The organism is Mesorhizobium sp. M5C.F.Cr.IN.023.01.1.1, from assembly GCF_003997585.1.
GTDB lineage: Bacteria > Pseudomonadota > Alphaproteobacteria > Rhizobiales > Rhizobiaceae > Mesorhizobium > Mesorhizobium wenxiniae.
On record NZ_RZSU01000027.1, the window covers coordinates 51,770 to 75,197 of the forward strand.

Annotated in this window: 15 protein-coding genes and 1 pseudogene; 8 read left to right on the top strand and 8 right to left on the bottom strand. The window is 63.4% G+C overall.

The genetic code is table 11. The features are described 5' to 3' along the window. Positions 1 to 123: 123 nt before the first annotated feature. Together EOA78_RS13775 and EOA78_RS13780 are read right to left on the bottom strand one after the other, a co-directional pair. On the bottom strand, positions 124 to 1,485 hold the full coding sequence (locus EOA78_RS13775) for a pilus assembly protein (protein ID WP_127315598.1): 1,362 nt from the start codon (positions 1,483 to 1,485) through the stop codon (positions 124 to 126). A 342-nt stretch (positions 1,486 to 1,827) separates the two neighbouring features. Further along, the gene (locus EOA78_RS13780) at positions 1,828 to 2,697 is read right to left on the bottom strand and encodes a transglutaminase family protein (RefSeq protein ID WP_095518125.1); all 870 of its coding nucleotides are present in this window, start codon (positions 2,695 to 2,697) and stop codon (positions 1,828 to 1,830) included. Positions 2,698 to 2,872: 175 nt separating this feature from the next. On the opposite strand from EOA78_RS13780, the gene EOA78_RS13785 reads away from it, so the two are divergent. Beyond that, the gene (locus EOA78_RS13785) at positions 2,873 to 3,544 is read left to right on the top strand and encodes an HAD-IA family hydrolase (protein ID WP_127315599.1); all 672 of its coding nucleotides are present in this window, start codon (positions 2,873 to 2,875) and stop codon (positions 3,542 to 3,544) included. A gap of 20 nt (positions 3,545 to 3,564) precedes the next feature. Here the strand turns inward: EOA78_RS13785 and EOA78_RS13790 are convergent, their stop codons facing one another. Continuing rightward, complete coding sequence (locus tag EOA78_RS13790; protein ID WP_065011324.1) at positions 3,565 to 3,804, bottom strand: DUF1674 domain-containing protein; 240 nt, start codon at positions 3,802 to 3,804, stop codon at positions 3,565 to 3,567. Between the two features lie 108 nt (positions 3,805 to 3,912). Between EOA78_RS13790 and htpX the strand changes: the two genes are divergently transcribed. The 4 genes from htpX (at position 3,913) to purH (ending at position 10,025) form a co-directional block, all read left to right on the top strand. Then, complete coding sequence (gene htpX / locus EOA78_RS13795) at positions 3,913 to 4,929, top strand: zinc metalloprotease HtpX (RefSeq protein WP_127315600.1); 1,017 nt, start codon at positions 3,913 to 3,915, stop codon at positions 4,927 to 4,929. Next, entirely contained in the window at positions 4,920 to 6,314 is a 1,395-nt protein-coding gene (locus tag EOA78_RS13800) for an RsmB/NOP family class I SAM-dependent RNA methyltransferase (protein ID WP_164783746.1), read from the top strand. Before htpX ends, EOA78_RS13800 begins: the two co-directional genes overlap by 10 nt. Before the next feature lie 138 nt (positions 6,315 to 6,452). Continuing rightward, positions 6,453 to 8,177 carry a heparinase II/III family protein gene (locus tag EOA78_RS13805; protein ID WP_127315602.1) on the top strand — a complete coding sequence of 575 codons (1,725 nt, stop codon included), beginning with the start codon at positions 6,453 to 6,455 and terminating at the stop codon, positions 8,175 to 8,177. A gap of 231 nt (positions 8,178 to 8,408) precedes the next feature. Continuing rightward, a complete protein-coding gene (gene purH / locus EOA78_RS13810; protein ID WP_127315603.1) occupies positions 8,409 to 10,025 on the top strand; it encodes a bifunctional phosphoribosylaminoimidazolecarboxamide formyltransferase/IMP cyclohydrolase in 1,617 nt (538 codons plus the stop codon). Positions 10,026 to 10,150: 125 nt separating this feature from the next. Here purH and EOA78_RS13815 read toward each other — a convergent pair whose 3' ends face one another. Further along, on the bottom strand, positions 10,151 to 11,527 hold the full coding sequence (locus tag EOA78_RS13815; RefSeq protein ID WP_127315604.1) for an MFS transporter: 1,377 nt from the start codon (positions 11,525 to 11,527) through the stop codon (positions 10,151 to 10,153). 92 nt (positions 11,528 to 11,619) lie between these two features. Next, the gene (locus EOA78_RS13820; protein WP_127315605.1) at positions 11,620 to 16,398 is read right to left on the bottom strand and encodes an NAD-glutamate dehydrogenase; all 4,779 of its coding nucleotides are present in this window, start codon (positions 16,396 to 16,398) and stop codon (positions 11,620 to 11,622) included. Positions 16,399 to 16,533: 135 nt separating this feature from the next. Between EOA78_RS13820 and EOA78_RS13825 the strand changes: the two genes are divergently transcribed. Both EOA78_RS13825 and EOA78_RS13830 read left to right on the top strand, forming a co-directional pair. After that, complete coding sequence (locus EOA78_RS13825; protein WP_127315606.1) at positions 16,534 to 17,097, top strand: peroxidase-related enzyme; 564 nt, start codon at positions 16,534 to 16,536, stop codon at positions 17,095 to 17,097. 115 nt (positions 17,098 to 17,212) lie between these two features. After that, positions 17,213 to 17,536 carry a YciI family protein gene (locus EOA78_RS13830; protein WP_095518128.1) on the top strand — a complete coding sequence of 108 codons (324 nt, stop codon included), beginning with the start codon at positions 17,213 to 17,215 and terminating at the stop codon, positions 17,534 to 17,536. A 60-nt stretch (positions 17,537 to 17,596) separates the two neighbouring features. On the opposite strand, the gene EOA78_RS13835 is transcribed toward EOA78_RS13830, so the two are convergent. Further along, positions 17,597 to 18,211: a LysE family translocator gene (locus tag EOA78_RS13835; protein ID WP_127315607.1), complete on the bottom strand. Its 615-nt coding sequence runs from the start codon at positions 18,209 to 18,211 to the stop codon at positions 17,597 to 17,599. A 394-nt stretch (positions 18,212 to 18,605) separates the two neighbouring features. Here EOA78_RS13835 and EOA78_RS13840 point away from each other — a divergent pair, with 394 nt between their 5' ends. After that, entirely contained in the window at positions 18,606 to 19,232 is a 627-nt protein-coding gene (locus tag EOA78_RS13840) for a DUF1062 domain-containing protein (RefSeq protein WP_127315614.1), read from the top strand. A 59-nt stretch (positions 19,233 to 19,291) separates the two neighbouring features. On the opposite strand, the gene typA is transcribed toward EOA78_RS13840, so the two are convergent. Together typA and EOA78_RS13855 are read right to left on the bottom strand one after the other, a co-directional pair. Beyond that, positions 19,292 to 21,121, bottom strand: coding sequence for a translational GTPase TypA (gene typA / locus EOA78_RS13845; RefSeq protein ID WP_127315608.1), 1,830 nt, complete (start codon positions 21,119 to 21,121; stop codon positions 19,292 to 19,294). A gap of 695 nt (positions 21,122 to 21,816) precedes the next feature. Next, positions 21,817 to 23,336: pseudogene (locus EOA78_RS13855) on the bottom strand (alkaline phosphatase); the annotation flags it as partial. Positions 23,337 to 23,428: the final 92 nt, after the last annotated feature.

Consider the following 23,428-nt stretch of genomic DNA (forward strand, 5'->3'; position numbering starts at 1 on the left):
CTCCAGCACCTTAAAGTAACGTCGCTGCCATGAGCCGCACCATGGACGGAAACACGGAAGGCCGCCGGCTTCGAATGAAGCGGCGGCCTTTTCCTTGTCCTGATCCTGTCTGGTCAATGCCCTCTATTTGGTCAAGGCCAAGCTTTCGATGTTGCGCGCTATGTCCTGGAAAGCCTGATTGAGTTCCGCCCCGTTGGCGGCCTGATAGAAGTGCTTGATCTTGGCCGTATCCGGGCTCGCGCAATTCTGCAGTGTCGCCTTGGCATTCTCCTCGTTGAGATCGAAACCAATGGTGAAGATTTCGATGCCCTTGTCGCGCATGGCGGTACAGAGCGTCTTGGCTGCCGTGCGGGTCGGTTCCTTGCCGGCATTGTTGTAGACCCCACCGACAGTGCTGGCATCGAAATAGGACAGGTTGAACTCGCCGTCGGTCATCAGGATCGCGATTTTGGCGACCTTGTTCGGATCCGCCTTGGCCGGCCGCTGCGAAGCATTCATCACGCTGCCCCAGCTTTCCGAAAGCATGTACCAAGTCCACTGCACGCCGATATGGCCCGCGGTGCCGCCCGATGCGACAAAGTTCTTGATGACGTTCTTGAGCGCCGCGGCGTCCGCCGTCAGCGGCTTCAACGCGGCGGCCGGGCAGGCAGCCGTGCCGGTCTGCCAAGCAAAGGACGACAACAGGTAATCGCGATTGACCATGCTGATGTCGGGACCTACATCCGAATATTGATAGGTGCCCTTGCGCTCCGTGGCGCAATTGTCCGGACGCATTAAGCCGGAGACGTACTGTATGGCGCCATTGCCTGGCGCCTGCTTGCGCTGGCTGGTCGAGGTTTCGACATAGACGCTGCTGGCGGCAAGCGCGCCGGCATTCACCGAATTAGCGTATGGTACGATTGAGACACGCACCCGGGGGTTGAAGGAGTCCTGACCGTCCAGGAAGCTGTCGACCGCGTTCGCTGCAGCTGTCCTCAGATCGATGATTTTCTGGCCGGCCATTGACCCTGTGACGTCGAGCATCATCGCCACTTCGATCGTCTTGTCCGAATAGAGCGCTGTCGTCGATGCGGCAACGCGCTTCATGTCGCCCGTGCTGAAAATCGGAAAATAAAGCCTGAGATCGACATGGACGTCCGCCTGGACCGTCTTGGCGGTCTTGTCGACGGTCAATTTATCGAGGACGATCTGGTCGGCGCTCAGGACGCCCGCTCGGCTGTTGGCATCGAGAAACGCCTGCACCGACTTGTTGGCATCGGCCTCCTTGATGACGCCGGTCGTCAGGTCGCGCGCCGTCGAGGTCACCGCCGCATCGACCACGCCTTGCAAACTGGACTTGGCGTTGTAGAGCTGGGAAACGTTGACGGCAAAGCCGACGCCCAGCGCCAGCACCGACGCGACCATGCCGAACAGAACCGCTAAATTTCCGCTTCGATCTCTGGCAAAGCCGCCGATCGCGTGAACAAAACCCCCAAAATGCCGCATGCTTTTGCCTCCATTCGCCACGACCTCGAAGCCGTGTGAAGGCCGCATTGCAGGATTCCGGCCGGATGGCGCCGTCGACGCAGCGAAAGCCGGCGGCTCATCATCAAACCATTGTTTTGGCTTGGTTTCGCTATGCGGCAAGGTGAACAACCGGTAAACGAAAAGCCGCTGCGGCAGTTTCGTTTACGAAGCGCTTACCATGATCCCGATGTCTGCCGTGGAGCACAAGAACCCGATCCCAATCCGGCACAGGCGCGCTGTGCCGGAGCGGATCAGAACCATCGGATCCGTAGACAGCCTGGGTAACCGTAACAACGGGACGCGCGCAGTTCGCTTGCGCTTCTATGCCAGCATCTGCGCGCTGGCGGTCCTGTCGACGCCGCGATGGGGCGGGTTGAACAGGTTGCTTTCCTGCTCGTAGGTCCAGACCTTGAACAGGCTGAGCCGGTGCGGGCCGAAACTGTGCAGCAGCGGCACGTCGGTCGCGTCGCGACCGCGCGCGATGACGACGCGGCCGATCCTCGGCACGTTGTGGCGGGGGTCGAACGTGTACCATTTGCCGTCGAGGAACACTTCCAGCCACGCCGAAAAATCCATCGGTGCCGGGTCGACCGGTACGCCGATGTCGCCCAGATAGCCGTTCACGTAGCGGGCAGGGATGTTCATGCAGCGGCAGAGCGTGATCGCCAGATGAGCGAAGTCGCGGCAAACGCCGACGCGCTCTTCATGCGCCTGCGCCGCCGTGCGGGTCGGGCGCGCATAGCCGTAACCGAACGACAGGCGGTTGTGGACATAGTCGACGATCGCCTGCACCCGCGCCCAGCCCGATGGAACAGGCCCGAAAACCTGCCAGGCCAGATCGCTGAGATGATCGGTCTCGCAATAGCGACTGCCGAGCAGATAGCAGAGCACGTCGTCGGGCAACTCCGCCACCGGCACTTGCCTGGCCAGCGGGTTGACCTCGTCGGTCTCGCCGCTGTCCTCGACGACGGCGTCGTAAAGAATGCGAAAGCCGCCGCCAGGCGCCGTGAAGCGGCGGCAGGTGTTACCATAGAGATCGTGATAGAGCCGGGTTGGGACGGAAGGCGAGGTCAGCACGCGCGTCTGCCGCTTGATATCGGCCTGGCGCTCCTTGTGGATCTCGAGCAGCGAAATCACCGGGGTGGCTTCAGCACAGTCGATGGCGATTTCGTAGCCGAGCCGAATCAGCATCGCGTTTCCCCGTTTTTGAGCATAGTCGAAGGCAGTTCGGTCAACGCGAGACGGCTCGCCGTGGTTCCCTGGTATTGTCGAAAAGGCGATCTCGCGCCTTCCCATGCAGCCGATGCGACGTTACGGTCGATCGACAGGCTTTTGGTCCCTCCAAAACAACCTCCCGGGATAGCAGATGTTTGCAGGCAAGAAATTCGCAGCCTTCCTGTTCGACATGGATGGCACGGTGGTCAATTCGATTGCCGCCGCAGAAAGGGTCTGGGCAGATTGGGCACGCCGGCAAGGTCTCGACGTTGCCGCATTCCTGCCGACGATCCACGGCGTGCGGGCGATCGAGACCATCGCTCGGCTGGCGCTTCCAGGCGTCGATCCAATGCGCGAGGCCGATGCGCTTCTGCAGGCCGAGGCGGCCGATATCGACGGCATCCTTCCGATCGCCGGCGCCGCGGCGTTTCTGGCGTCGCTGCCGTCCGAGCGCTGGGCCATCGTCACTTCCGCGCCGCGCGAGCTGGCTCTCCTGCGCATCGCGGCCGCCGGCATCCCGCTTCCCGCCATCCTTGTCGCGGCCGAGGACGTCTCCCACGGCAAACCGGCCCCCGATTGCTTCCGGCTGGCGGCCGAGCGGCTGGGCGTCGATGCGCGCGACTGTCTCGTTTTCGAAGACGCGCCCGCCGGCATATCGGCGGCCGAGGCCGCAGGTGCTGCGGTCGTGGTGATCAGCGCCACGCACCAGCATCCGTTGCAAACGCCGCATGCTGCGATCGCCGGTTATGACGCGATCGGCATTGCTGTCGACGACCGCGGCTGGATCGCCATTGAGCCGGAGCGCGCCGCCGAGGTCTGCTGACGTCCGGTATCCTGTCGTGCCTAAAAATCGCTGGTCAGGCCCTTGACCTCCCAGTCACCATAGCGGCCCGGTTCCTTGCCGCCACGGCCGCCGATCTCCTTCGGCACCGCGGCTTCCTGCTGGCGATAGCGTTCGCGCCGTGCTTCCGCCTCCGCCAAAGCGCGGCGGGCTGCCGGCGTCAGCGTCTTTTGCGGCGCGCCGTAACCGGGATCGGCGTTTGTATTGCTGGCTTCGCCTGTTTTACTGGTTTCGTCGATCATGCGATTTTCCCGGCGGATTGAAACAGGGCCACACGTTTCCCATCATATAGCGATGAGCCGACAAGGATCGACCATTTTTCCGCAGCGCCGGCAGAAACGGAGCAGACAATGAACACACTTCGCACCGCTATGCTTTTGGCAGCGATGACGGCGCTGTTCATGGGCGTCGGCTATCTGATCGGCGGGTCGGGCGGCATGATTATCGCCTTGCTGATTGCCGCCGCTATGAACCTGTTCAGCTACTGGAACGCCGACAAGATGGTGCTGTCGATGAACCGCGCTGTCGAGGTCGACGAAAGGAACGCGCCGGAATATTACGCCATCGTGCAGAGCCTCGCCAGACAGGCCGGCCTACCGATGCCGAAAACCTATCTGATCGACAACCCGCAGCCCAACGCTTTCGCCACCGGTCGCAACCCGCAGAATGCCGCGGTCGCCGCCACGACCGGACTGTTGCAGCAACTGTCGCATGAGGAGGTCGCGGCTGTCATGGCGCACGAGCTCGCCCATGTGCAGCACCGCGACACGCTGACCATGACGATCGTCGCCACGCTTGCCGGCGCGATCTCGATGCTCGGCAATTTCGCCTTCTTTTTCGGCGGCAACCGCGACAACAATAATTCCTTTGGCATTATTGGCGTGCTGGTGGCGATGATCGTGGCGCCCTTTGCCGCGATGATCGTGCAGATGGCGGTCAGCCGCACCCGCGAATACGAAGCCGACCGGCGCGGCGCCGAGATCTGTGGACAGCCGCTTTGGCTTGCCTCGGCCCTTGACAAGATCGCCCGCGGCGCCGAACGCATCCGCAACCCGGATGCTGAGCGCAATCCGGCGACCGCCCACCTCTTCATCATCAATCCTCTTTCCGGCGAGCGCATGGATAGCCTGTTTTCCACCCACCCGAGCACCGACAACCGCATCGCGGCGCTGCAGGCGATGGCGCGGGATATGGCATCCGCCCCCGCTCAGCGGCAGGCCCCGATGCCGCGGCAGGCGGACGGGCAGCGTCGGTCGGGCCCGTGGGAGAGGACAGCCGAGCAGCCTGAGCAGTCGACTGAACCGGCCAGGCCGAAATCCAATCCCTGGGGCCGCAATCCGACCGGACCCAAGGGTCCGTGGTCGTGAGCGAAGCGAAACGCCGGCACCGAATTTCAGGCGATCATGAAAACAATGCAGCGAGCCCCGACGAGCCCGTCGCTGGTCTCGCCGCGCGCAAGGCGGCGGCACGGCTGCTTGCCGCCGTCATCGATGCGAGGACGCCGCTAGACGGACTGACCGACCATGAGAACGGCCATCCGCAATACAAGGCGCTCGACCTGCGCGATCGAGCGCTGGTGCGCGCCATACTGGTTACTGCGCTGCGCTTCCGCATGACTATATCAGGGTTGCTGGCCCGTCGCCTGGAAAAGCCGCTGCCGCCCAACGCCACCGCGCTTTCGCACATTCTGCATGTAGCAGCGGCACAGATACTGTTCCTCGACATTCCCGACAGCGCCGCCGTCGACCTTGCCGTGACCCACGCCAAATCCGATCCGCGCACAGTGCGCTTCTCCGGTCTCGTCAACGGCGTGCTGCGCACGCTGGCGCGGTCCAAGCAGGCCGAGTTGGCTGCAGCGCTTGCCGCCACCGACGAAGCGCCGAAGTGGTTTTCCGACCGGCTGAAAGCCGCCTATGGCGTCGACAAGGCCAGGCAAATTCTCGCCGCTCACCGGCACGAGGCACCAGTCGACTTCACCATCAAGTCCGACCCCGCGCTGTGGGCCGATCGGCTCGGCGGCATCGTGCTGCCGACCGGCACGGTGCGAGTGGAAAAGCTCAGCGCCTCCGTCACCGAACTTCCCGGCTTCGAAGACGGCGCCTGGTGGGTTCAGGATGCCGCCGCCAGCCTTCCGGCCCGGCTCTTCGGCGACATCAAAGGTTTGCGCGTCGCCGACCTCTGCGCCGCCCCCGGCGGCAAGACCGCTCAGCTCATTCTCGGCGGCGCCAATGTAACCGCCGTCGATACCTCGAAGAACCGGTTGGCGCGGCTATCGCAGAATCTCGAACGGCTTGGTCTGTCCGCAGAGATCGTCCAGGCCGATCTGCTCAAATACGAGCCGGAACAACTGTTCGACGCCGTTCTCCTCGATGCACCGTGCTCTTCGACCGGCACGGTGCGGCGGCATCCCGACGTGCCCTGGACGAAGACAGCGGCCGACATCGAAAAACTCGCCGATCTGCAGCGAAGGTTGCTCGCCCGAGCCGTCACCCTGGTCAGGCCCGGCGGCCGCATCGTCTTTTCCAACTGTTCGCTCGACCCGCTCGAAGGCGAGGCGCTTTACCACGCCTTCCTCGCCGGGACGGCGGACATCGTCGACGATCCGCTCCGCCCGGGCGAGATCGCCGGCATCGATCCGTTCCTGACGCCGCAAGGCACGCTGCGCACCACGCCCGCCGATCTGGAGCTCGGCTCACCGGAACGGTCCGGCCTGGACGGCTTCTTCGCCGCCCGCTTTCGCAGAGCCGGCTAATGGTGAGAATTTGTCGGGTATTTTAGGAAGAATCCTGCGGAAAACAGGCTGAACGCCAAGGCCTCCATGGAATTCGCCTTCGCATAAGTTCTTGAAGCATATAACTTGTCTTCGGGTTGAGGGGTATCAGGAGGGCTTTTGGCGATCGCTGCCGTCAGCACGACGCGTTTATGGACGCTTGTCGCGAAGGAGTTCTGGCGCAAGACGCGCCGGCGCCTGCGTGCCGGGCCGCTCCATCGCTGGCGCTACTCCGGCCGCACGCCGGAACGGGTGTTGATCGCTCCGCCGGACCTGCGCCTGGCCGACCCGCAGATCGCGCTCGAGATCTATTATGGCCGCTATCCGCTGTCGGGGCATCTGGTCGAGACCGGCGGCAAGTCGCCCTTTCAGATTGCCGTGCCCAATCCCGGCTGGCAAAAGGCGCTGCACGGTTTTCGCTGGCTGCGCCATATGCGCGCCGCCGGCACCGAGCTTGCCGCAGCCAATGCCCGCGCGCTGGTCTCCGACTGGATCGCTATCCATGGCAGCAACATTTCCGGTGTCGCCTGGGAGCCCGGCACGACGGCCAAGCGCGTGATTGCCTGGCTGCAGCATTCCTCGGTGGTGCTGCAGGGCGCTGAATTTCCCTTCTACCGCGCCTTCCTGAAATCGCTGGCCATGCAGATCCGCTATCTCAGGGCGATGGCACGCGAAATGCCGGACGGCAAGGACAGGCTGCGCGCCCGCATCGCGCTTGCCTTCGCCGCTCTGTCATTGCCGGCGCCGCCATCGGCGCTGCGCGGTGCGACACGCAACCTCGCCGAGGAGCTCGACCGTCAGATTCTGCCGGATGGCGGCCATATTTCCCGCAATCCGATGGCCGTTCTTGAAACCCTCGCCGATCTTCTGCCGCTGCGCCAGACCTATGCCAATCAAGCCGAAACGCCGCCAGCGGCGCTGATGGGCGCCATCGACCGCATGCTGCCGGCGCTTCGCTTCTTTCGCCACCAGGACGGCAGCCTCGCCCGCTTCAACGGCATGGGCGCGACCATCCACGACCGCATCGCCACCATTCTGCGCCACGACGACACCGCCGGCGCGCCGTTGCTGCACGCACCGCATTCGGGCTACGAGCGCCTCTCCATGGGCGGCGTCACCGTGATCGCCGATACCGGCCCGCCACCGCCTATCGATGTTTCCAACGCTGCGCACGCCGGATGCCTGGCCTTCGAGCTGTCTTCCGGCCGCCGCCACTATGTCGTCAACGCCGGCGTGGACACCTATGGCGCCGCCGAATTCCGGCCGCTCGCCCGCGCCACGGCCGCCCATTCGACCGCCACCATCAACGACACCTCGTCGGCGCGTTTCAGCCACTCGCTGCGCGTCAACGATCTGCTCGGCACGCCGTTGATCGGCGGCCCGCAGCATGTGCTTTGCAAGCGCACCGACCAGCAAGGCAGCCAGGGTTTTCTGGCTCGCCACGACGGCTATGTCGCGCGCTTCGGCTTCCTGCATGAGCGCGAACTGAAATTGTCGACGAACGGCAATGTGCTCGCCGGCAGGGATCGCCTTCTGCGGCCGGGCGGCGCGGCGATCCGCAGCAACGGCCGCGATTTCGTCACCGTACGCTTCCACATCCATCCCGACATAAGCCTGCTCCAGGACGAGCACGGTCGCCTGGTGCTGACCGCCGAACAGGCCGACACATGGGTGTTCACCTGCACCGAGGTAGCCCCCGAGGTCGAGGAATCGATTTATTTCGCCGGTCTTGGCGGCCCGCGCCGCAGCCGGCAGATCGTGCTGGCCTTCAAGGCATCGGAGATTTCCGAAGTCCATTGGCAACTGACGCGAACGGCCATCGCCGGTCATCCGGCAAAAAGCTGAGACTGCAGCTGGCAGCGGCGAATGGTCCGGGCCTGGAGCAAAGGATGCTGTAACGCATCGGCCCGAAAATCGGAATCGATTTTCGGAAAGCACGGTGCGCAGGACGAAAAGTGTTAGAGCGTACTCTGTGCGTCCAAGTGGACGCACGTCGCTCTAACGGGTTGATTTCCGGTCGCCATGTGCTACGGCGCGCGGACACTTTCCCAACCAGCCGTGAAAGGCCGCCAGCCCATGGCCGTCGCCGCCAAGAACATTCCCGCGCCCGACCTCGTTCCCGTTCGCCGCGCGCTGCTCTCCGTCTTCGACAAGACCGGCCTCATCGATTTCGCCAGGACTCTGGCCGCGGCCGGCGTCGAGCTGGTCTCGACCGGCGGCACGGCAAAGGCGATCGCCGAGGCAGGCATGGCCGTGCGCGACGTCTCCGACCTTACCGGCTTTCCCGAGATCATGGACGGCCGCGTCAAGACGCTGCATCCGTCCGTGCATGGCGCGCTGCTCGGCGTGCGCGACGATCCCGAACACGCCGCGGCGATGCGCGATCATGGCATTGAGCCGATCGATCTCGTCGTCTCCAATCTCTATCCTTTCGAGGATGTCCGCCGCTCCGGCGCCGCTTACGCCTCGATCGTCGAGAACATCGACATAGGCGGCCCGGCGATGATCCGCGCCTCGGCCAAGAACCACGCCTATGTCGCCATCGTCACTGACCCGGAGGACTATGCCTCGGTGCTCAACGCACTGGAGATGAATTTCGGCTCGCTCTCGCTGGATTTCCGCAAGAAACTGGCGGCCAAGGCTTTCGCACGCACCGCCAGCTATGATGCGGCGATCTCCGGCTGGTTCGCCGAAGCGCTGGAGATCGAGCATCCCACCTGGCGCGCCTTCGGCGGCAGGCTGGACCAGGTGATGCGCTACGGCGAAAACCCGCACCAGAGTGCCGGCTTCTACGTCGATGGCGATAAGCGGCCGGGCGTCGCGACGGCGCGCCAGCTTCAGGGCAAGCAGCTTTCCTACAACAACATCAACGACACCGACGCCGCCTTCGAACTGGTCGGCGAGTTCGATCCGGCCCGCTCCGCCACTGTCGCCATCATCAAGCACGCCAACCCGTGCGGCGTCGCCGAGGGCGCTTCGCTGAAGGCGGCCTACGCCAAGGCGTTTGCCTGCGACCCTGTCTCGGCTTTTGGTGGCATTGTCGCGATGAACCGTACCCTTGATGCTGAGGCGGCCGAGGAGATCGTCAAAACCTTCACCGAGGTCATCATCGCGCCGGGCGCCTCGGAAGAAGCAATCCGCATCGTCGCCGCCAAGAAGAATCTGCGCTTGCTTGTCACCGGCGGCCTGCCCGATCCGCGCACGGCCCGCTCCACCGTGAAATCCGTTTCCGGCGGGTTGCTCGTCCAGGGCCGCGACAATGCGGTGGTCGATGACCTCGATCTGAAAGTGGTGACCAGGCGCGCGCCGACGCCGGCCGAAATGGCCGATCTCAAATTCGCTTTCCGCATCGCAAAGCACGTCAAGTCGAACGCCATCGTCTATGTCAGAGACGGTGCCACCGTCGGCATCGGCGCCGGCCAGATGAGCCGGGTCGATTCCTCGCGCATCGCCGCGCGCAAGGCGCTCGACGCGGCCGAGGCTGCCGGCCTGGCCGAGCCGCTGACCAAAAATTCTGTCGTCGCCTCGGATGCCTTTTTCCCGTTTGCCGACGGGTTGCTGTCTGCGATCGAAGCCGGCGCTACCGCCGTCATACAGCCGGGTGGCTCGATGCGCGACGACGATGTCATCGCCGCCGCCGACGACCACGGCATCGCTATGGTGTTTACCGGCGTGAGGCATTTCAGGCATTGAGCAGTCTTCCCTTCTCCCCTTGTGGGAGAAGGTGGCCGAGCGAAGCTCGGTCGGATGAGGGGTGTCATCCGTCTCGGCGCTATCGCGCCGATCCACTTCTCCCACGGGGAGAAAGGAAGAGCAGTTCACTCTGCCGGCTGGTCCGCTGGATAAGGCGTGCGGACCAGGATCGCCAGGCCGACGCCGAAGAACAGCACGATTGCCGCCATGCCTAGCCGCGACGAGCCGCTGGCCAAGGTGATCGTGGCCACCATGAATGGCGCAGCAAAACTGGTCGCCCGTCCGGCCAGCGCATAGATGCCGAAATAGCGGCCCGATTCGGCAGCAGTGACGCTGCGCGCCATATAGGAGCGCGACGACGCCTGCACCGGCCCAAAGGCAAGGCCGATCAGCAGACCGAAAAAGACGTAGGCTTTTTCGGCGGGTGTACCGAACAACCCGCCGCTATCGGCTCCGGGCATCATCCAGGCACCGAACAACGTGTAGCCCGGCCCGGTCGAGACGATGCCGATCGTCGCAATGCTAAGCAGGACAAGAGAAATCATCACTATGGTCTTAGAGCCGAGCGCCACGTCGAGGCGTGCGGCAACCAGGCAGCCGACGATGGCGACGACGTTGAGGATGATGCCGAACAGGCCGATCTCGGTGATCGACCAGTGGAACATCGCCGCCGCAAAGGCACCGCCCAGCGCAAGCAACGCATTGACGCCATCCTGATAGATCATGCGGGCGACGAGAAAGCGGAAGATGCCGCTGCGCTTGCGTATTTCGCCCAGCGTCGATTTCAATTCCGACAGCCCCTCGCGCACCGCCGGGCCAAGGGGAATACCCTTGGCCGCATCCGGCGTGAAGAAGAACATTGGCAGGATGAACAGGAAATACCAGGCCGCCGATAGGGGCCCTGTCGCCCGTGCGTCCTCGCCGAGTTTCGGATCGAGCCCGAGGATCGGGTCGAGGCCGACGATCGTCTTCCCGGTTTCCGGTGAACTGGCCATGAAGGCGACGACGACGATCAGCGCGATCATGCCGCCGAGATAGCCAAGCCCCCATGCCATATTCGAGATTCGGCCGATTTCGCTCTTCGGCACCAGACGCGGCATCATCGAATCGTTGAAGACGGTCGAGAATTCCGCCGCGACCGAGGCCAGCGAGAAGAACAGAACGACCAGGAAAAGGTTCGAGCCGGGAGCAGCGAACCACAGCAGGCAAAGACTGGTGATCTTGATCGCGGCGAAGAACGCGATCCACGGTTTTCGCGGGCCGGTCTGGTCGGCGACCGAGCCGAGGATCGGCGACAGAACGGCGATAGCCAGACCCGCCGCGGCGATGCCGTAACCCCATGCCGCCTGCCCCGTTTCAGGATCGCTCGCCATGCGCGAGACGAAATAGGGCCCGAAGATGAAGGTGGTGATCACCGTGAAGAACGGCTGTGCCGCCCAGTCGAACAGCATCCATCCCCAGATGCCGCGTTCCGGCGCTCGCTGCACTGCTACCTCGGCCATGTGCCCTCCCACAAACGTTACCCCGAAGCGGGGAACCGTTTCGCTCTATAGCGCAGTTCTTGCCGGCAATCGCGCGCGATTCGGAAGGCTTCTCACAGCGCCGTCAGGTCGCTGATCAGCCCCGATGCCACCGACAGCCGGGACACCGTGATGTCGCCGCCCTCGGTCAGCGCCTGCAGCCGCTCGCGGATGCGCCCGACCCTCTCGCCGCCGGCCTCCAGCCACGCCGTCACCGGATCCGCCGCCTTGGCGTGGCCGGTGAGCGCCGCCACCGCGATGCCGCGCCTGGCCGCGCCGATCGTGTCGGTGGCGCGGGACAGCGCCAATTGATCGTAGTAGTCGGACGGCGCGATCGAGCGCGCCGCATCCTCGACGCGCGGAATGCGGAAGGCATCGCTGACCGCGAAAAACGCCTTCGCAGCGACGACGATGTCGGCGTTCGCCGTTCGGGCCGTCAGCGCGATGTCAGGAACGACGCCCGCCACATCGGTCAGCGCCAGCTGTTCTGCCAGTCTTTCGGGCGCGCCGCCCTTGGACAGACCATGCCGCCGCTCCTCGATCCGCTCGCGCGAGAAGGCCGGCAGCAGCGAAACCAGCTTCGGCTCCAGTGCCTTGCGCGCGTCCTGCAACTCGGCGATCCGTTGGCCGAGCGGTGCGGTGCCGCTATCGTTCTTGAGATACCAGCCGCTGGCCACATAGGTGAGCCGACTAACCGCCTGATAGAGGTCGAGCTGCACCTGCCCGTCGATCTGGTTATTGAGCGCGTCGATCTGGCGATAGAGCGCCGGCAAGCCGAAGCCGTCGCGCACCACGGCGAAGGTCCGGACCACGTCGGCCGCACTGCGTCCGGTCGCTTCCTGCAGCCTGTTGACGAAGGATGGGCCGCCCCGGTTGACCAGATCGTTGGTGACGACACGGGCAATGATTTCGCGGCGCAGGCGATGGCCATGGATCTCGGCCGCGTATTTCTTCGCCATACGGTCCGGAAAATAGCCCATCAGGTCACGGTCGAAATGCGGATCGTCCGGCACGTCGCTGGCGACGATGTCGGAAAACAGCACGATCTTGGCATAGGCCAACAGCACGCCGAGCTCGGCCCTGGTCAGCGGCTCGGCGCGTGCCTCGCGCTCGGCAAGGGCTGCCGGCGACGGCAGAGCTTCGACATTGCGGTCGAGCAGGCCGCGCGCCTCGAGCGCTGCCATGAAACGGCTCTGATGGGCGATGTCGGCAAGGCCGCGCTTGCGGGCAAGGGACAGCGCCAGCGTCTGCTCGTAATTGTTGGACAGCACCAGCGCGCTCACCTCGTCGGTCATCTCGGCAAGAAGCTTGTTGCGCGCTGGGCGGGTCAGCGCCCCTTTGCGCATGGCGGAAGCCAGCGCGATCTTGATGTTGACCTCGACGTCCGAGCAGTTGACGCCGCCCGAATTGTCGATGGCGTCGGAATTGCAGCGCCCGCCATTCAGCCCGAACTCGATGCGGGCTCGCTGCGTCGCGCCGAGATTGGCGCCCTCGCCGATGACCTTGGCGCGCACGTCGAGCGCCGTCACCCGGATAGCGTCGTTGGCGCGATCGCCGACGTCCTGGTTGGTTTCGGTCGATGCCCTCAGATATGTGCCGATGCCACCGAACCACAAAAGGTCGACCGGCGCCTTGAGGATGGCGCTCATGATCTCGACCGGCGAGGCGGTCGTCTTGCCGAGGCCGATCGCCGCGGCTGCGGCCGGCGGCAGCGTTATCGACTTCTGGCTGCGCGAGACGATGACGCCGCCTTCCGACAGTTTTGTCTTGTCATAGTCCTGCCAGCTCGACCGGGTGAGGGCAAACATGCGCCGGCGCTCGGCCATCGAAGCCGCGATGTCGGGAGCGGGATCGATGAAGATGTCGCGATGGTCGAAGGCGGCGATCAGCCGGGTCTTCTCGGACAGGAGCATACCGTTACCGAACACGTCGCCCGACATGTCGCCGACGCCGACCACGGTGAAGGGCGTGGTCTGGATATCCCGATTCATCTCGCGGAAATGCCGCTTGACTGCTTCCCAGGCGCCCTTGGCGGTGATGCCCATCTTCTTGTGGTCGTAGCCGGCCGAGCCGCCGCTGGCGAAGGCGTCGTCGAGCCAGAAGCCATGCTTCTCGCTGATAGCGTTGGCGGTGTCGGAAAAGGTCGCTGTGCCCTTGTCGGCGGCGACGACGAAATAGGGATCGTCCTGGTCGCGCCTGATCACACCGGCTGGCGGAATGACGCCGTCGAGGCCGATATTGTCGGTGATCGACAACAGGCTGGAGACATAATTCTTGTAGGCGGACGCGCCGGCTTCGAAGATGGCGTCGCGGCCGGCGCCCATCGGCAGCTTCTTCGGATAGAACCCCCCCTTTGCGCCAACCGGCACGATCACCGCATTCTTCACCTGCTGTGCCTTGACCAGACCGAGCACCTCGGTGCGGTAGTCCTGGGCGCGGTCCGACCAGCGCAGGCCGCCGCGGGCGACCGGGCCGAAGCGCAGATGCACGCCCTCGACCTCGGAACCGTAGACGAAGATCTCCCGCCATGGCCGCGGCGCCGGCAGGCCGTCGACCGTTTGCGAGTCGAGCTTGATCGCCAGCGACTGGCCCTTCTCCTTCAGAACGAAATGATTGGTGCGTAGCGAGGCTTCGATCAGATTTAGGTAGCGACGGATGATCGTGTCGTCATCGATGTTGGGAACCTCTTCCAGAGCATCCTTGATCTTTGCCTTGAGGTGCTTGGCCGCGACCACCCCTTCCGTCTCCGCCGTCGGTCCGAGGCGGGCGACGAACAGCTCATGCAGGCCACGCGCGATCTCCGGATAGCGGTTGAGCGCGGCGGCAATGAAATCCTGGCTCTGCGGGATCCCGGCCTGCTGCAGATAGCGGCCATAGGCGCGCAGGATGGTGACCTCGCTCGACCACAGACCGGCGGTCTGGGCAAGGCCGTTATAGCCGTCATTGTCGATGTCGCCGCGCCAGACGGAAAGGAATGCGTCCTCGAACAGCGCGCCGCGGTCGCCAAGGTCGATCGGCTTGCCGTAGCTGTTTTCGAGCTCCATGTCGTGGATGAAGACCATGCCGGAAGCCTCGTCCCCGACCTCGAAGGTGCGCTCGCTGATAACGCGGAACCCGATGTTCTCCAGCACCGGCACCCGCCGCGACAGCGCCACCGGGCTGCCATGGTGATAGATCTTCAGCGCCGCCTGATGCGGTTCCTGGTTGGCATGACGGTAGTAGTCGATGGCGATCGGATTGGCCGCGCTGATCTTGGCGATGCGCCCGGCATCGGCCAACGCCTCCGCCGGCGAGAAGCTGTCGCGATAGCCTCCCGAGAAGCGCGAAGCGATCGCCGTGAGCGCCGCATCGGCGCCGCTCTCGGCCGCCGTCTCCCGCAGAATGTCGTCCCAGGTCCGCACGATGGCGCGGATCGCTGCCTCGATCGTCGTCTGGTCGATCTTCGGCGTCCTGCCGCCGGAACGGCCGATGATGAAGTGGACACGCGCCAGCCCGCCTTCCGGAAAGGCGGGATAGTAGGCCGACAGCCGGCCTTGGAACACCGTCTTCAGATAGGTGCCGATTTTCTCGCGTACGACGCTGTCATAGCGGTCGCGCGGCACGAAGACGAGGATCGAGACGAAGCGGTCGAACTGATCGGCGCGCACCAGCGCTCTGACGCGCGGCCGCTCGATCAGCCCCAGAATGGCTTCGGCGTGCTTGCGCAGGATCGGCACCGGAACCTGGAACAGTTCGTCGCGCGGGTAGCTCTCCAGCACGTTGATCAGTGCCTTGCCGGAGTGATCTTCAGGGTTGAAACCGGATTTGGCGATGATGGTTTCGGCTTTCGACCTGAGATAAGGGATCTTCATCACCGAGCGCGTGTAGGCGGTCGAGGTGAACAGGCCGACGATGCGCAACTCGCCGGCAAGCACGCCCTTGGCGGTGTAGGTCTTGACGCCGATGTAATCGAGATAGATGCGGCGGTGCACCGACGATTTGGCATTGGCCTTGGTGACGATCAGCGCTTCCGGCCCGTGCAGGAAGGCGCGGATTTCCGGCGTCGTCGAAACCGCTTCGGTGCCGCGCCGCAGCACCAGCACGTCGGGATCGGAGAGGATACCCAGGCCGGGCTTTTCTGTGCGCTCCAACGTGCCGCTCTTCTCGCCGCCGGTATATTTGAACTCGCGCATGCCGAGGAAGGTGAAATTGTCGTCGCGCAACCATTCGAGGAGGGCGATCGCTTCGGTGACGTGGGCCTTGTCGAGCGGCACCGGAGCGTAGCGGAACTCGGAGATTGCCTGGTCGAGGCGGGCCAGCATCGGCTTCCAGTCGGTGACAGCGGCGCGCACCTGGCCTAATATTTTCTTCAGCCGCTCAGCCAAGGCCTCGGCCTGCTCGGGCGAAAGACGGCCGATATGGACGTGGATGACGCTCAGCCGTTCATGACTGTGATCGCCCTTGGCGAACCCGCCATCGCCGAGGATTTCGTCGACGCCGCTCTTGCCGTGCCTGACGACGATGACCGGATGGGTGACCAGCAGCGGTTCGCCGGCGCTCTCGGTGATCTCGCCGAGAATGGAATCGAACAGGAACGGCATGTTGTCGTTGACAACGGTGATCACGGTCATCGGCCTGCCCTGGCGGACGACACCGGAATCGACCTCTATGGCGACGACGCTATCGCCCTTCTTGTGCCTGGCGACCGCGCGTCCGGCGAGATCGGCGGCGCGTTCGAGGTCGACGACGTCATAGGCGGCGACATCTTCGGCCGGCGCTCGGGCCAGCAGGTAGTCGGCAAGCCGGCCGGGCTTTTCGCTGCCCTTGGCCGCACTCATCTTTTTCAACTGGCTTGCGGATTTCAGGCCGACCATGAGCTAATCCCTCCCGTCATATGTTTTAAAACTATGGTAGCAGATGACCGGCGCTTGGCGACAAAGGTTTGACGGCTTGCGACGAAATGTCGGAATTCGCCGGTGAGGTCATCGAAAATGAGGAGAACATCCGCCATGAAGGACAAAATCACCGCACTCGATCTCGCACCCGCCGAGCTGAGCGAAGCGACAAAAGCCTATTTCGCCAAATGCGAGGAGAAGCTCGGCCTCGTTCCCAATGTGCTTTTGGCCTACGCTTTCGACGAGACGAAGCTGCGTGCCTTCACCGATATGTACAACGATCTGATGCTGGGCCAATCCGGCCTGTCGAAGCTGGAGCGCGAGATGATCGCGGTCGCCGTCTCCTCCATCAATCACTGCTATTATTGCCTGGTTGCGCACGGCGCGGCGGTGCGCCAGCTTTCCGGCGATCCGGCCTTCGGCGAGATGATGGTGATGAATTTCCGCGCCGCCGACCTTTCCCCCGGACAGAAAGCGATGCTTGAGTTCGCGGTGAAGCTGACGGAGCAGCCGGGCAAGATCGTCGAGGCCGACCGGGCAGCGCTGCGTGAGGCCGGCTTTAGCGACCGCGACATCTGGGACATCGCCGCGACCGCCGCCTTCTTCAATATGTCGAACCGGGTGGCGGCGGCAATCGACATGCGGCCGAACGATGAATACCACGCGATGGCGAGGTGATGATCTTTATATTAGCTGCCGCGCATTCTCGTTGCGTGTTCGCCGTTTTGGTCCGATGATCGCAATGCGGCGCGACCGCATGCCGGTTCGATGCCGCTGGATCAAGGAGGAGACCATGGCGAAATTTCTCTACGTCTATCATGGCTCGGGCAAGATGCCGACCGAGGAGGCCGAACGGAAAGCGGCGATGGAGGCCTGGAATGGCTGGTACGGCAAGCTTGGCTCGGCCGTAGTCGACGGCGGCAATCCGGTCGGCATGTCGAAGACGGTGCTGCCTGACGGCAAGGTCGAGAACAATGGCGGCAGCAATCCAACCGCCGGTTATACAATCATCGAGGCGAAAGACATTGACGATGCCGTCAGCAAGGCCAAGGATTGTCCTATCCTGAAGGACCCGGCTTTCAGCATCGAGATCGCGCCAATCATCGAAATGGGCTGACGCGTAGCTTGGTTGAGCATGATCTTTCCGAAAACCGGTTTCTACTTTTCGGGATCATGCTCAGGACCGCGCCGCGATCGCCGCCGCAGCGCCGGCCATGGTGCTGGCGCTGACGCGGTTGGCGATCTTCATCGCCCGCTTGCTCTTCAGCAGTTTTCGCGCCTGCGCTGCCGCAAGCACCCAGGCCAGATCGATGGCGACCAGAACCACGGCCATGGTCAGCGTCAGCTCGACCCAGCCGACGATCGTCACCGAGGCGAGATCGATGATGGTCGGCAGCAGCGCCAGATAGAACATCATGATCTTGGGATTGCCGAGCGTCACCGCCATGCCGGCAAAGAACAGTTTGACGGCCGACTCCTCGCGCGGCATCTCGCCCTCGCGCGCCTCGACCGGCGCCGTCCACATCTTCCAGGCGAGGTAGGCGAGATAGGCGACGCCGACCCATTTCAGCACGACAAAGGCGAGATGGAAGGTCTGCGCCACCACCGCCAGCCCAAACACCGCCAGCGACAGCCAGATACCTTCGCCTATCCACATGGCGAGCAGGAACGGAAACACATCGCGAAAACCCTTTGCGATGACCCGCGCCACCAGAGCTGCAATCGAGGGGCCGGGCGAGCCGGCGGCGACGAAAAGAGCGGCGGCGAAGATCAGGAGCGAGGTGAGATGCATGACCGGGATCTTTGTTTGAGACGTTGACCGCTCGATTGTAGCGCAAGTATTCCACCTGCGGTAGCACCGACAATAGAGGGGCTTGTCGACCCGATGCGTCGCAGCTAGAAGTTTCGCCCCGACACGTTTTCGAGCTTCACTTTGCCTACGTAACCACCGGTCTCGTCAACTCCCCCGACACAATGCATGGCGCCGCACTCGCGATGCCTGTGTTCATTTCATGTGTTCCTCAGGGTGGCGGTTCGAGACCGGTTTGGCACTGCTGAACCGCTGTCGCGCGCTTTTCACCGCGACGCCTGATTTCGGACCGCCGCAGCCTCTCGCCACGCCGTGCCCGCATGGGCATCTCGACATCGCCGATCTGACGAACTTCCCGACGGGAAGGGTTTTCGGCATGTCTTCGATATTGCGTATCCGCTGGGTGATCGCGCCCAAAACTGCACCTCGACCTCTGATCAACTGCAACCGCTGCAACGGCCTGAAGGCTTACCACAGCAGCGGGAAATTCCGCGTCAACGCCAACGGCAAACGCATCGATGCGTGGCTGATCTACCGCTGCGTCGATTGCGACAATTCCTGGAATTTCGGCATTCTGGAGCGATGCAATCGCCGCGACATCGCGCCCGCGCTGCTGCAGGCGCTCGCAAGCAACGACCCGGCCCTGGCGCGTCGTCATGCCTTCGATGTTGTCGCATTGCGCAGCAGGATCGGGCGCGTCGAGGAGTTTTCTGACGTCACAGTTCACAAGCAAAGACTCGACGGCAAACCGGAGAACACCGCCACTCTCGACCTCCAGCTCGGCCTCGAAATGCCGACAGCACTGCGGCTCGACCGCTTGCTCGCCAGTGAACTCGGCATCTCGCGATCGCGGCTTCAGGCCTGGGAAGAGAAGCGATTGCTGGTCGTTGGTCCGGACGGGGCCAAAGCTTTGCGCAAGCCACCTCGAGCGGGGATGGTGATCCGCATCGAGCTCGTCGGTGAGCCCGACCGGGAAGTCATCATCTCGGCTGCCGGTGGATAAAACCAAAAAGGGAGCGAGCACGCGCGTGCTCCCTCCCTCATAATCGCCAAGAAAAGTGGCTAGGCCGCGCCGACCACTTTCGCCGACTTCTCAAAACGCTTGCGCTCGTTCGGGTCGAGATAGAGTTTGCGCAGGCGAATGGTCTTCGGCGTCACTTCGACCAGCTCGTCGTCCTGGATCCAGGCCAGCGCGCGTTCCAGCGTCATGCGGATCGGCGGCGTCAGCTTCACCGCCTCATCCTTGCCGGCGGCGCGGATGTTGGTCAGCTTCTTGCCCTTCAGCACGTTCACTTCGAGGTCGTTGTCGCGTGAATGGATGCCGATGATCATGCCCTGATAGACCTTGACGCCCGGATCGATGACCATCGGACCGCGGTCTTCCAGGTTCCACATGGCATAAGCCACTGATTCACCCTGCTCATTGGAGATCAGCACGCCGTTGGTGCGGCCCGGCAGCTCACCCTTGTAAGGCTCGTAGGCATGGAACAGCCGGTTCATGACAGCGGTGCCGCGCGTGTCGGTCAACAGTTCCGACTGGTAGCCGATCAGGCCGCGCGTCGGCGCGTGGAAGACGATGCGCTGGCGGTTGCCGCCTGAGGGGCGCAATTCGACCATCTCGGCCTTGCGCTCCGACATCTTCTGCACGACGACGCCGGCATGCTCCTCGTCGACGTCGATAACGACTTCCTCGACCGGCTCCAGCAATTCGCCGTTGTCACCCTGCTGCATGACGACGCGCGGTCGCGACACGGCGATCTCAAAACCTTCGCGGCGCATCGTCTCGATCAGCACGGCAAGCTGCAATTCGCCGCGGCCGGAGACGAAGAACGAATCCTTGTCCGGCGATTCCTCGATCTTCAGCGCAACATTGCCTTCGGCCTCGCGCAGCAAGCGATCGCGGATGACGCGGCTGGTCACCTTGTCACCCTCGGTACCGGCCAGTGGTGAATCGTTGACGAGGAACGACATCGTCACGGTCGGCGGATCGATCGGCTGCGCATGCAGCGGTTCGGTCACCGACGGGTCGCAGAACGTGTCGGCGACGGTGCCCTTCGACAGGCCGGCGATGGCTACGATGTCGCCCGCCTGCGCTTCGTCGATCGGCTGGCGCTCGAGCCCGCGGAAAGCCAGGATCTTCGAGATACGGCCGGTTTCGACCTGGGTACCGTCATGATGCAGCACCTTGACCGCCTGATTTGATTTCAGTGTGCCGGATTCGATGCGGCCGGTGATGATGCGGCCGAGGAACGGATTGGCCTCCAGAATGGTGCCGATCATCCGGAACGGGCCAGGATGGACGGTCGGCGCCGGCACATGCTCGATGACGAGGTCGAACAGCGGCGCCAGGCCCTGGTCCTTCGGACCTTCGGGGTTTTCGGAGACCCAGCCGTCGCGGCCCGAGCCGTAAAGGATCGGGAAGTCGAGCTGCTCGTCGGTCGCGTCGAGCGCTGCAAACAGGTCGAACACTTCGTTGACCACCTCGACGTGGCGGGCGTCCGGCCGGTCGATCTTGTTGATGACGACGATCGGCTTCAATCCGACCTTGAGCGCCTTGCCGACGACGAATTTGGTCTGGGGCATCGGCCCTTCGGCGGCGTCGACCAGCACGATGGCCGAATCCACCATCGACAGGATCCGCTCGACTTCACCGCCGAAATCGGCGTGGCCGGGAGTGTCGACGATGTTGATGCGAGTGTCCTTCCAGTCGACCGAGGTCGCCTTGGCCAGGATGGTAATGCCGCGTTCCTTTTCCAAGTCGTTCGAATCCATGGCGCGTTCGGCGACGCGCTGGTTGTCGCGGAACGAGCCGGACTGTTTCAGGAGCTGGTCGACGAGGGTGGTTTTTCCATGGTCGACGTGCGCGATGATCGCGATATTACGAATTTTCATGTTGCGGTCTCGGGAGCGTTGCAGGCAGCAGGCCAAAAGGCGCTGCCTCTTTCGGTTGGGCGGCTCATACAGGGTTTTTCGCAATTGCGAAAGAGGAGGCGCGCCACCAAATACATGGTCACCAAATCTTAAGCGTCTTGGTGTGAAATGGAATTATTAACCAAAGCGGAACCTTTCGCGGTCGGGACAGTTCAAATTTCATGAGCAATACGGGCATCAGATTCCGGCCAATCCTCGCATGGGCGGCCCTTGCCGTTCTCTTTGCGGTAGGCGCGGCACGATCGGCCGCGACGTCGACGGATACACGGCCTGCCCTGCCGTCTGACACACGAACGGCGGAGCAGTTATTTGCCGATGCTCCCGATGGCGTCGACCCGGTGGTGACCGGGCCGGTTAGCACCGCCTTCAAACAGAGGCAGGAGGCTGCCAACTGCGCCAGCGCTGTGTGGCCCCAAATTCCGACCGTTTGCTATCCGGACTGACGACCGCCGACGGCGGTTGTAGATCCCAGGGTGCAGCAGGAGCGAAGCGACGTCGCGGAGACCCTGGGATCCATTCCTTGAAATCTCCGGAAGAATGCAACGGCGCTGAATGAAGCCGTTCTAATCACTCCTTCGTGCCCCCTCCGTCCACCGGTTCCGGCCCGTTGCGACGCCTCGATGTCGCGGCATGGAAGGATGACGAAACGAAGCCTTTCACGCCGACTGCACCGGATCGAGCGTGACCTTGTAGAGCTCGTTGTCGTCGCGATCCATCAGCCGCACCGTCATCTGTTCAGTGGCGCCATCGATGTCGACAAGGCCGAAGAATTGCAGGCCGGCCGAAGGTGGCAGATTCTGCCCCTGCTCGGCGGTTGGCGCCTTGATGAATTTCAGCTCCGGACCGAAGGTCATGTCGAAATCATTGGGACCGAACGTGCCGGCGTGAAGAGGACCCGAAACGAATTCCCAGAACGGATTGAAGTCCTGGAACTGCGCCTTATCAGGATTGTAGTAGTGCGCCGCCGTGTAGTGCACGTCGGCGGTAAGCCAGACGGTGTTGGTGATGCCGGCATTCTTTATATAGCGAAGGAGGTCGGCAATCTCCAGCTCGCGGCCTTTAACCGGACCATTGTCGCCATTGCTGATGGCCTCGGCGCCGGCCTTCTTGGTGGCGTCGTTCCAGACGACGAGACCGAGCGGCATGTCGGCGGCGATGATTTTCCAGGTCGCGTTGGAGTTTGCCAGTTCGCGCTTCAGCCATTTCATCTGCTGTTCGCCGAGGATGCGCGATTGCGGCGTCACCGTATCCTGCATGCCAGGACCATTGGAGCCGCGATAGGAACGCATGTCGAGGAAAAACACGTCGAGCAGCGGCCCGTAGGCGATCTTGCGATAGACGCGGCCCGGTTCCGACGGCTCGTAGCGGATCGTCGTCATCTCGTGGAAGGCGCGTGCCGCGCGTGCCGCCAGCACATGGATGTTTTTTTCCGAGTAGCGGTCGTCGGCGCTCAGGTCCTTCGAATCCGACCAGTTGTTCACCACCTCGTGGTCGTCCCACTGGTAAAAGGTCGGGCAGATGGCATTGAGCCCCAACACGTTCCTGTCCATCATGTTGTATTTCCACTGACCCCGGTACTCGTCCAGCGTCTCGGCAACCTTGCGCTTTTCGTCGATGAGGACGTTGTTCTTCCACTTGCTGCCACCGGAAAGGTCGACCTCGTCCTTCATCGGGCCGTCGGCATAGATGGTGTCGCCGGAATGCAGGAAGAAGTCGGGCGTATGCTTGCCGATCGTGGCATAGGTCTTCATGCCAGTGTCGTCGATGCCCCAGCCTTGGCCGGCGGTATCGCCCGACCAGGCGAAGCGAATGTCGCGCTTCGAGGCCGGCGCCGTCCGGAAGCGGCCGACGATCGGCTCGGAGACGGCGTTGATGTCCGCGAGATCGGCCGCGGTCATGCGGTAGAAGATGTCCTGGTCGGAGGCGAGGTCGTGAGCAGCCGCTTTACCGTGTAATCGCTGGCCGGCGACGTATCGAGCGGCGCAAGACGGACGGCGTTGGCGAAATCTTCCGTCGACGACACTTCGAACATCACGCGCGAAGGGCGGTCGGTGCGAGTCCACACCACGCCGCTGGTTGCGTCGACATCGCCCGACTGGATGCCATGGGTGAAGGCGGGCCGCTGATTGGCGCGCGAATAATAGGGAAGCGCGAGGCCCGATACGCCGACGAGGCCGGCGCAACCGGCGGCACGTCGTCGGCGTCAGCGCCGTAGCGCACCATGCCGATCGAAGCCGGACGCTCCGGCACCAGCAGCCAGACCAGCGG

Coding starts and splice junctions, on each gene's coding strand:
- EOA78_RS13775 (WP_127315598.1), bottom strand. CDS start 1,485: ATGCGGCATTTTGGGGGTTTTGTTCACGCGATCGGCGGCTTTGCCAGA.
- typA (WP_127315608.1), bottom strand. CDS start 21,121: ATGAAAATTCGTAATATCGCGATCATCGCGCACGTCGACCATGGAAAA.
- EOA78_RS13840 (WP_127315614.1), top strand. CDS start 18,606: ATGTCTTCGATATTGCGTATCCGCTGGGTGATCGCGCCCAAAACTGCA.
- purH (WP_127315603.1), top strand. CDS start 8,409: ATGGCCGTCGCCGCCAAGAACATTCCCGCGCCCGACCTCGTTCCCGTT.
- EOA78_RS13815 (WP_127315604.1), bottom strand. CDS start 11,527: ATGGCCGAGGTAGCAGTGCAGCGAGCGCCGGAACGCGGCATCTGGGGA.
- EOA78_RS13780 (WP_095518125.1), bottom strand. CDS start 2,697: ATGCTGATTCGGCTCGGCTACGAAATCGCCATCGACTGTGCTGAAGCC.
- EOA78_RS13835 (WP_127315607.1), bottom strand. CDS start 18,211: ATGCATCTCACCTCGCTCCTGATCTTCGCCGCCGCTCTTTTCGTCGCC.
- EOA78_RS13785 (WP_127315599.1), top strand. CDS start 2,873: ATGTTTGCAGGCAAGAAATTCGCAGCCTTCCTGTTCGACATGGATGGC.
- EOA78_RS13820 (WP_127315605.1), bottom strand. CDS start 16,398: ATGGTCGGCCTGAAATCCGCAAGCCAGTTGAAAAAGATGAGTGCGGCC.
- EOA78_RS13790 (WP_065011324.1), bottom strand. CDS start 3,804: ATGATCGACGAAACCAGTAAAACAGGCGAAGCCAGCAATACAAACGCC.
- htpX (WP_127315600.1), top strand. CDS start 3,913: ATGAACACACTTCGCACCGCTATGCTTTTGGCAGCGATGACGGCGCTG.
- EOA78_RS13830 (WP_095518128.1), top strand. CDS start 17,213: ATGGCGAAATTTCTCTACGTCTATCATGGCTCGGGCAAGATGCCGACC.
- EOA78_RS13825 (WP_127315606.1), top strand. CDS start 16,534: ATGAAGGACAAAATCACCGCACTCGATCTCGCACCCGCCGAGCTGAGC.